Annotated in this window: 10 protein-coding genes; 2 read left to right on the plus strand and 8 right to left on the minus strand. The window is 67.0% G+C overall.

Features of this window, described 5'->3' with window-relative positions:
• Positions 1–24 precede the first annotated feature (24 nt).
• From FG95_RS03265 to FG95_RS03280, 4 genes are read right to left on the minus strand one after another with little or no spacing between them, the layout of a single operon-like run.
• Positions 25–1,038 carry a nucleotidyltransferase domain-containing protein gene (locus FG95_RS03265; RefSeq protein ID WP_052182039.1) on the minus strand — a complete coding sequence of 338 codons (1,014 nt, stop codon included), beginning with the start codon at positions 1,036–1,038 and terminating at the stop codon, positions 25–27.
• Positions 1,035–1,901 (minus strand): HprK-related kinase A, encoded by an 867-nt coding sequence (locus tag FG95_RS03270; protein ID WP_037553942.1) that lies wholly within the window; start codon positions 1,899–1,901, stop codon positions 1,035–1,037. Before FG95_RS03270 ends, FG95_RS03265 begins: the two co-directional genes overlap by 4 nt.
• Positions 1,898–2,179 carry an HPr-rel-A system PqqD family peptide chaperone gene (locus tag FG95_RS03275; protein ID WP_052182030.1) on the minus strand — a complete coding sequence of 94 codons (282 nt, stop codon included), beginning with the start codon at positions 2,177–2,179 and terminating at the stop codon, positions 1,898–1,900. Before FG95_RS03275 ends, FG95_RS03270 begins: the two co-directional genes overlap by 4 nt.
• A complete protein-coding gene (locus tag FG95_RS03280; RefSeq protein WP_037553945.1) occupies positions 2,172–2,618 on the minus strand; it encodes a MarR family winged helix-turn-helix transcriptional regulator in 447 nt (148 codons plus the stop codon). Before FG95_RS03280 ends, FG95_RS03275 begins: the two co-directional genes overlap by 8 nt.
• Positions 2,619–2,743: 125 nt before the next feature.
• On the opposite strand from FG95_RS03280, the gene FG95_RS20075 reads away from it, so the two are divergent.
• Positions 2,744–3,160, plus strand: coding sequence for a DUF4279 domain-containing protein (locus FG95_RS20075; protein WP_081932964.1), 417 nt, complete (start codon positions 2,744–2,746; stop codon positions 3,158–3,160).
• A 50-nt stretch (positions 3,161–3,210) separates the two neighbouring features.
• Here the strand turns inward: FG95_RS20075 and FG95_RS03285 are convergent, their stop codons facing one another.
• The 4 genes from FG95_RS03285 to FG95_RS03300 all read right to left on the minus strand — a co-directional run bounded on the left by FG95_RS03285 (position 3,211) and on the right by FG95_RS03300 (position 8,285).
• Positions 3,211–5,268 (minus strand): TonB-dependent receptor, encoded by a 2,058-nt coding sequence (locus tag FG95_RS03285; RefSeq protein ID WP_037553946.1) that lies wholly within the window; start codon positions 5,266–5,268, stop codon positions 3,211–3,213.
• A complete protein-coding gene (gene maiA, locus FG95_RS03290; protein ID WP_037553947.1) occupies positions 5,265–5,897 on the minus strand; it encodes a maleylacetoacetate isomerase in 633 nt (210 codons plus the stop codon). Before maiA ends, FG95_RS03285 begins: the two co-directional genes overlap by 4 nt.
• 151 nt (positions 5,898–6,048) lie before the next feature.
• On the minus strand, positions 6,049–7,071 hold the full coding sequence (locus FG95_RS03295) for an SO2930 family diheme c-type cytochrome (protein WP_037553948.1): 1,023 nt from the start codon (positions 7,069–7,071) through the stop codon (positions 6,049–6,051).
• Complete coding sequence (locus FG95_RS03300; RefSeq protein ID WP_037553949.1) at positions 7,068–8,285, minus strand: parallel beta-helix domain-containing protein; 1,218 nt, start codon at positions 8,283–8,285, stop codon at positions 7,068–7,070. Before FG95_RS03300 ends, FG95_RS03295 begins: the two co-directional genes overlap by 4 nt.
• A 97-nt stretch (positions 8,286–8,382) precedes the next feature.
• On the opposite strand from FG95_RS03300, the gene FG95_RS03305 reads away from it, so the two are divergent.
• A complete protein-coding gene (locus FG95_RS03305; protein WP_052182031.1) occupies positions 8,383–8,796 on the plus strand; it encodes a DUF2147 domain-containing protein in 414 nt (137 codons plus the stop codon).
• Positions 8,797–8,951: the final 155 nt, after the last annotated feature.

Consider the following 8,951-nt stretch of genomic DNA (forward strand, 5'->3'; position numbering starts at 1 on the left):
GGGATGACGATAATCAAGAATCGGCTAGCGTTTGCGCCACTTCGTCCAGAGATGCTTCGCGAGCATCGCGGGCGGCATGCGCAGCCAGTGCGAGCGGATGTAGAAAACCTGTTCGAGCAGCGGGTTCGTCACCCGCCCCCAGTCGTCGCGCGCGAGCAGGCGGCGGCGGAACCATGCGTCACCGGGGTCTTGCCGGTCCCATCCGCCCGGCAGCACCGCGCCATAGAGGTCGCGCGACAGCCGGGCGGCGCGATGCACCGCAGCTTGCAGCCCGTGCAGGTCGGCGCGCCCGTCGAGCTGCCCCCAAAACCCCGCGTCGGCCGCGGCGAAATCGCGCGTCATCAGGTGAAAATCCCAAAGGTTGCGCAAGCCCCCCTGCAGATCGCCGTCGGCGAGCATGTGCGCCGCGCAATGCACCGTCATGTCGGTCGGTTGCAGCACCGCAAAGCCGTCCCCGCTCGTCACCGCATCGCTGACCAGCGCGAGCGCGTCGGGGGTGATGCGGTGCGTCTTGGGCAGGATCGTGTGGTGGACGTCGATCATGCGGTCGCGGCCCGAGTGGATCATCGGCGGCAGTTCGTGCATGTGCGCGCGGTAATAATGATCGTCATAGGGGTCCGACTTGACCCATTCCCAGCCCGCCTTGAGCAGCGCATTCTCGGCGCGGCGGATGTCGGCCGCGAGCACGAGGATATCGAGGTCGCCGATCTGGCGTCCGGCAGCGCACGCCATGGCCGCGGCGGCATAGGCCGCGCCCTTCAGGAGCACGAACTCGATCCCCACGGGCGCGAGCGCGCGGCGCGCCATTTCGGCTTCCCACAAGGCTTGGCGCTGCGCGACCTCTGCCGCCGCGCGCTGGTCGGCGAACAGCGCGGCAACCGCATGCGGGAGGGCGGCGCCGTCGAGCCGGTGCGCGAGCGTCGCGAGCATCGCTTCGCTGCGCGCGACGCCAATCACGCCGTCCCAGTCGCGCGGCGCAAGGCCCGCGGGGTCGCGCCGCCCGGCGAGCAGATCGACGAAGGCGGCGACGGCGCTCACCGCGCCGCCTCCGCCCATAATTCTTCGACCAGCGCTATCCCCGCCGCGCTGTCGGGATAGGTGATGCCGAACGCCGGCGTTTCGCGCACCAGCCGCGTCAGCGCGGCAAAGCCCGCTTCGCCGAGCGCGACATAGTTGGTCGACGCCTCGGTCAGCCGGACGAAGGCCTCGCCCTCGCCCATCGACTCGATGCCCGCCGCTCTGCCGAAGCGCGGGAAGAGCAGCAGCGCCGGGCGCGCGGGCGCGTGCATCGCGGCGATCGCGTCGGCGCGCGGGATCAGGTGGCGGATATCGCCCTTCGGCGTCCCCGCCAGCAGCGGCCCGAGCCGCGCGGCATCGACGCGCGCAGCAACCTCGGCGATCGCTTCATTCTTGAGGCTCACCGCGCGCGGAAAGGCGAAAGCGTCGCCACCCGCCGGGTCGATCAGCGTGAACTCGTCGCCCATCAGCCGCCAATCGCCTTCTCCGAGCAGCGCGGCGAGGGTCGATTTGCCCGAGCCCGATTCGCCCGACATGATCAGCGCGCGGTCGTCCCTGGCGACCGCGCTCGCGTGGAGCAGCAGGTGCCGCCGCCACCCCAATGCGACCTGCAGGTTCATCGCCATCTCGGCGGCGAGCAGCCCCATCGACAGCGGCAGCGGCAGCGCGCCGGGGACGATGAAATCGCCGCCGATATGCACCGACGGGCGCAGCCAGCGCCGCCACGGCCGCGCCGCAAACAGCCGCACCGTCGCGTCGGCAGGGCGCGCATCATCACGCGGATAGCCGGCATAAAGACGGTCGAGCGCCGCCACGGGACCGGCCCAGTCGCTGCCGATGCGAAATTGCACCGGGCCGACGGCAATGCGCACGCTGTGCCTCACGCGCGCTCCACCAGCCCCATCGCCGCGAGTTCGCCAAGCCGCTCGGCAAGGATCGGCTGCGCCTCCCCGGCGCCGCCGAGGTCGAACGTCGCAGCAAGCCGCTCGGCAACGCGCGCGGGGGTGCAGGCGTCGGCACCCATCGCGTCCAATATCTCGGGCAACGGCGACACGACGAGATGCGTCTGCATCGACCGCCGGTCGAAAATCGCAGTCAGCTCGCCGAGCGGTTCGATCCGCAGCGCATCGGCCGGGGCGGCGCGATAGGCGCGATCAGCCATAATCTTCGGCGGCGGCGGTCAGTTTGGCGAGGATGGCCATCAGCTTCGCGCGTTCGCCCGCGCTGATGTTCGATTCGAGCTGCGCCTCGCTCGCAAGCGCCGCGGGGACGATCGCATCATAGAGCGAGCGCCCGGTGTCGGTGAGTTCGAGATGGTGCGAGCGCCCGTCGGCCTCGTGCGCCTGGCGCGCGATCAACTGGCGGTCGGCGAGCACCTTGGCGGCGCGGTTCACGGTGACCTTGTCCATGCGCGTCGCGGCGACCAGCTCACGCTGCGTCTTCGGCTGGCCTTCGCCGAGCACCGCCATCAGCCGCCATTCGGGAATCTTGAGCCCGAAGCGATTCTCATATTCGGCGGCGATCCGGCTCGACAGGGCATTCGATGCGATGGAGAGGCGGTAGGGCAGGAAATTGTCGAGATTCAGCTTCTTCGCGGCCATGCTTGTCAAAACCCCCAACTATCCCGGCGCCGGAAGCCTAAACGGCCCTTTATCGGTGCGCAATCCCGGGCGGCGAGGATTTCCGATTAGGGTGGAAAGCGGACGTCCAAATGTTACCAGCGTGCATGGCCATCTTGCACAAATCCGCCGCCTCGCTTGGGTTCTACGGCGATGATCTTGATCCAACCGAGATAACCGATCTGCTAGGCGGTGAACCATCAGTAGGTGTTCGAAAAGGCGGGACTTGGCTTACTTCCTTGGGTGCCGAGAAGGTTGCTCGCACCGGGTCATGGCGATTGAAAGCGCACCCCCATGAACCCGCAAATCTGGATTTCCAGATAAGCTGGCTGTTGAACGGCCTGACGAAGGACCTTGGTCCATGGCGATCATTATCAAAACGCTATCGAGGCAGGATTTTCTGCGGTTTGTTCCTAGCGAGCGGGAACGAAGGCCTCACCCTCCAACCTGAAACCCTTGTTTGCGTTGGTGAACGGGGTCTGCTTATTGATCTCGATATCTACGGGCAAGATGTCCCTGATTGAACGGCAGCAACCGGTCGAAAGCGGACGCCGTCCCGCAAAAGGTGCATCTGTCAGAACGTCGTCCGAACACCGACCCACAGCGTGCGCGGGATCGCGCGCTCGACGATGCCCGACGAGGAAATCGCCGCCGGCACCAGCTCGTCGAACAGATTCTCGCCGCGCGCCTCGATGCTGACCGCGTCGCTGAACCGCCACGACAGCCCGGCGTCGAGCGTCAGTGCGTCGCCCAGCGTAAGCAAGCCAAGGTCATCCTCATTCTGCTCGCCGATATAGCGCAGCGTCGCGAAGCCGCCCAATGGCCCCTGCGCATGGCTGCGCAGCGAGACGCTGCCGCCATGCTCTGCGATCTGCGCAGGGCGGCGGCCGTCGAGCGTCGCCGCGCCCCCCGACGCATCGACCTCGGCGTCGGTAAAGGCATAGGTCGCACGCAGCGTCGCGGGCCCGATCCGCTGCTCGGCCGCCACCTCGACGCCCTTGCTGTCGATCGCGTCGAGATTCTGCCGCTGGTTGAGGTTCGGCGCGAGCGTCACATTGGCGATCGCGTTCGTGAGCCGGTTGGCGAAGAGCGTCGCCGACAATTTCGTGCCGCCGCTTTCCCAGTCGGCGCCGACCTCGCCGCCCCACAGCCGCTCGGGCTTCAGCATCTCGTTCGCCATCGTCGTCTCGGCGCCGACGCGGAACGGGCGGTATAGCTCGTTGAGCGTCGGCAGGCGCCAGCCGCGATAGGCGGCGGCGCGCAGCGAAACCGAATCGGAGGTCCAGCGCACGCCCGCGCGCCCGCTGCCTTCCCACCCCCGCCGCGCGGCAAAGCGGAGGTCGGTGATGACCGGCCCGCCGCCGCGATTGCGCTCGAGCCGATAGCCGGTGCCGAGCCACCAGCGATCGACACGCCCGCTCAGCGTCCAAAGGAAGCCGTCGCTTGCATCACCCGACGTCCATTCAGCGAAGGCCCCGACGGTATCGCTGCTGCCCCCGGCCGTGCGGTGGCGGCCGGGAATGCCGTCCGTGAAGAAGAAATCCTCCTCGGTCCGGCCGACGGTGCGGCGCCAGTCGGCGCCGACGCGGAGCGGATTGGCCCCGCCGATCGCGGGACGCAGTTCGAAGCGACCGCCGATACCGGTCGCAGGGATGCGCTGGAACAAGACGGGGTTCGCGCTGTCGCGCCCCGCCGCGACGCTCGCGAAGCCGCTCTCGAAATCGCGGAGTTGGATATAGCCGAGCGCGAGCCATTGGGTTGCGCCCACTGGGTCATGGACGAAACGCACGCTGGCATCGACGCCGTCGGTCTTGCTCGTCGTGAAATCGACCCCGCGGTCGCGCCGGTCGGAGAAGCCGCGGACGCTTGCTTCGATCCGGCTGCTGTCGCCCGCGTCGAAGCGCAGGCGAAGCCCTAGCCCGCCCTGTTCATACGGCGCCGCGCGGTCGGCCGCGCCGCGCTGGCCCTTAGCGACGGGGATGAATCCGTCGCCGCGGCTGTAGCGCCCATCGATCGCGACCTGCCCGCCGCCGATCTGACCGCCCACCGACGCCGACGCATCCCATCCGTCGCGGCTGCCATAAGCCAGGCTCGCCTCGGCGCCGTCGGTCATCGTCGAATGGAGGCCGATCGTCCCCGCAAGTGCGCCCGGCCCGTCGGCACCGCCGCCCCCGCCGCGCGTCACGACGATGCCGCCGAGGTTGATCGCGTCATAGGCGCCCCACGCGACCCAGCCGCCGAACGGGTCGGCCTGCGGCACCCCGTCGAGCGTTACCAGCGCGCGGCTCGACGCGTTGCCGCCGAGTCCGCGCAGCGTCACGCCCTGGCTTGTCGGATGTGCGCTGCGGCCGTCCGAGCGGCGGAACTGAACGATGCCCGCTTCGTCGCGCAGGCGGTTCTCGATGCGCGAGCCAAGGCCTGGATCGATATCCGCGATCAGCGATACGCTCTGAACGGCATTTCCTGCGCCGGGTCGAAGCATGCCACCGGCGGTGACAACGATCCACTCATCCCAATTCGCCGGCTTTGGCGCCTCAACAAGCGGATCGAGATAAACGGGGTCATTGACATCCTGCCCCATCGCCGCCACCGGCATGACCAGCAGCGCGGCTCCCGTCAGCAGCCGGATCACGCGGGCTTGACCGCGTCGGGATGCGCCTTCTGGAACGCTTCCAACTCCATGCACGCCGCATCGATCGCCACCAGCCGCGGATAATCGCCCAGCGGGGTCTCGAAACGCCGCGCATTATACATCTGCGGGACGAGGCAGCAGTCGGCGATCCCCGGCGTGTCGCCGCCGAGGAAGCGCCCCTCGCCGGCCATCGCTTCGAGCGCATCGAAGCCTTGCACGATCCAGTGGCGATACCAGCGGTCCTTGGTCTGCTCGTTGAGCCCGAGGTCGCGCTTCAGATATTTGAGCACGCGGAGGTTGTTGAGCGGATGGATGTCGCTCGCGATCACCTGCGCGCGCGCCAGCGCGACCGCGCGCGGCATCGCCTCTTCGGGAATCAGCCGCGGTTCGGGAAAGGCGCGGTCGAGCCAGTCGATGATCGCCATGCTCTGGATGATCGGTTCGCCATCGACGACGAGCATCGGGACGAAACCCTGGGCATTCTGTTCGAGAAAGGCGTCGCTACGCTGTTCGCCCGCGATCAAGCTGATTTCGACGCGGCTATAGTCGAGCCCTTTCAGGTTCAGCGCGATGCGGACGCGAAAGCTGGCCGAGGAGCGGAAATAATCGTGAAGGACGAGCTGGGTCATAAAATAGTGCGCGCCATTCTTTCCTCGTCATACCGGCGAAGGCCGGGATCTCGCCCTTGCGTCAGCCCGGAACGGTGAGATTCCGGCCTTCGCCGGAATGACGAATATGAGGAGGCTGCGTTTCGTTCAAGGACGATCGGCCAGCGGCTTTTTATTCTTTCGGCATCTCGGCAATCCATTGCCGCAGCAGCGCCGCCCCTTCCTTGTGCACCGTCGACCGCCCGACCTCGGGCATCGCGATGCCGGGGTCGGTGCTTTCGAGCCGATAGATCAGGAAGCTGTGATCAGGATCGCCGGGCGCGATTGCGAACTCCATGCCGCCGCTGCCGCGTCCCGCCGCGGTCGGGCGCTTGCCGATGCCATAGTTGACGCCCGTCGGATCGTCGGTCCAGCGCAGGAACAGCCCGCTGTTCGACGCGCTGCCCGCCGGGTTGTGGCAATGCGCGCAATTGACGTCGAGATAGGCGCGGGCGCGGGTTTCGACGCTCCCGGCCTTGGGATCGTCCCATTGCGGCATAACCGGTTTCAGCGCGGCCGGATTTTCGAAATAAAGGCCCCGCACCTTCTCCGAGACCGCGGGGTCGAGGATGAAATTCCGCGCCTTCGGCCCGATCGGCACGATCGCCCCGTTCAGGCTGTGGCATTCCTTGCACTGGTTCTTGTTCGGCACCGCATAGCGGATGCTGTGCGTTTCGCCATCGGGGCTCTTGAACGTCACCGGCACGCGGCGCCCGCCGAGCGCGAGCGTCGCATCCTTGCCATCGGCATCCCAGATATAGGGCAGCGCCACCCAGCCCGCCGCGCGGTGGATGAGCAGCCGCGTCTCGACCGCGCGCCCGCCGTTGACGTCCGCCCAGCCGAAGCTTTTGACGAGCACCGTCCCGACCGGAAATTCGACCGACCCGTCGGCTGCGACCTTCGCCTTCTTCGCCGCGGGGATCGAGATGAAACGTTGCTTGTCGGTATAGTCGCTGAACAGCGGCGCGCGCAGCGTATAGCCGACGCCGGTCGCGGGCTGTCCGGGGTCGTTGCCGCGAAACAGGCCGAACGCCGAAAGCTTCGGCGGCATCGCGTCGCTCTCGACGAGCGCCTGATCGACGCCGGGCAGCGAACCCGCCGCTCCCCCGCTCGCGCATAGCAGCGCCGCGGCCAGCGCGGCGAAAACGCGTTTCACTTGACCTTCGCCTCCATGCTTTCGGGCAGCGTGATCGCCGGCAGCGCGGCGGGCGGCGCGCCCTTCGACAGGTCGGCCGGCGCGGGCTTCGCCTCGCTCTGCGGCGTTTTCACATCGGGCAGGTTCAGCGACAGCACCCCGACCGGATCGAGCACGATCGCATCGCCCGCGCCGTCCCACAAAATCGGCGGAATGCCGCCGCCCATCGCCGCCGCGATCTGATCGCCGCCGGGGAATTGGGGCGCATAGCCCGCCTTGCCATGCTGGTTGCCGCGCACGACGATTGCGCGGGGCAGCGGCTGATATTTGGGATCCTTATGTTCGTAGCGATAACCGACGATCATCACATTGGCGGTGCCGTTCTGGTCGAAGACATTGTCGAAAATCTCGACATTGCGGTTCGCCATCACGAGCACGCCGGTGCCCGTCGGCACGCTCGCGACGATATTGCCCTTCGGCGCGAAATTGGGCGTGCTGTTGTCGTTCACGACATTTTCGAAAACGCGGACATTATGCCCGCCCTGCATCGGCAGGCTCGGCAGGTCGAACACCAGGATTCCGCCGGTATTCTTCGTCGCGACATTGTCGTGAACGTCGGCGTCATAGCTGTTCTCAATCTCGATCCCCGCGACATTTTCGGTCGCGACCGAATCGCGGACGACGATATTTTTCGACTGGCCGACATAGATGCCCGCATCCGACGCCCCGCGCACATAGGCGCTGTCGATCAGTACGTCGGTGCTTTCGACGGGGTAGATGCCATAGGCGCCGTTGGTCGCCTTCGGCCCCGCGGTCCATTCGACGCGCAGCTTGTGATAGACGATGCGGTCGGCGCCCTTCGACTTGATCCCGTCGCCCTTCGTATTGAGCACCGCGAATTCGGTGAGCAGCACATCGTCCGAGGTGACGAGCAGCCCCTCGCCCGCGCCCTGCTGCCCGGTGAAGTCGAGGATCGAGCCGCCCTCGCCCGCCCCGGCACCGCGCAGCGTGACGTTCGCGACGTCGAGCGACAGCCCGTCGGTCAGCGTCCACGTGCCCGCGCCCAGTTGCACGGTGTCGCCCGGTTCGGCGAGGATCAGCGCCTCCTGCAGCTTTTCATTGGCGTCGGGCGTTGTCGCACTGACGCTGATGACTTTCGCCGCCGCCGGCTGGGCGGCAAGCGCCGCCACGATGCAAAGCGTCGCCGCGTGGTGGCTGAGGCCATGGAATCGCATATGTCTCTCCCCTGATTTTTACGGGAGCATGGTGCAAGACTTGACGGAAGCCAAGCGATGTTGCTGACATATGTGTAGCTAACCGGGGAGAGGTCGCTTGATTCACAGATTTGGACTGGCGCTTGTCGCCTTCATTGCCGTGCCGTCGATCGCGGCGGCGCCCGCATCGCTGGCGGGCCGCTGGAAAACCGACGACGGCAAGGGCATCGTCGCGATGGCGAAGTGCGGCGCCAAAATGTGCGGCCGCATCGCCGAGCTTTTGATCAAGGAACCCGCCGGCGGCCAGCGCGACGACCGCAACCCGGACAAGGCGAAACGCGGTCGCATGGTCGAGGGTCTGCAAATCTATTGGGATCTCGTCCCGCACGGCGATGGCTGGAAAGGCGAAGGCTATAGCCCCGAGGACGGCCGCTATTACAACGCCCACCTGCGCGTGAAGGGCAACAAGCTGACGATGAAGGGCTGCGTGTCGGTGTTCTGCCGCACGGTCACCTGGACGCGGGTGGGGTAACACAATCCTCCCTGTCGCGAAGCGATGGGGAGGTGGCAGCGCCCTTCGACTGCCTTGCAGGCGCTCAGGATAAACTGCACCTTTGGCGCAGCGCTGACGGAGGGGCTAATGGCACGAGGTCCCCGCCCCTCCACCATCCGCTTCGCGGACGGTCC

The sequence above is a fragment of the Sphingopyxis sp. LC363 genome, assembly GCF_000756385.1.
In the GTDB taxonomy this organism is placed as follows: domain Bacteria; phylum Pseudomonadota; class Alphaproteobacteria; order Sphingomonadales; family Sphingomonadaceae; genus Sphingopyxis.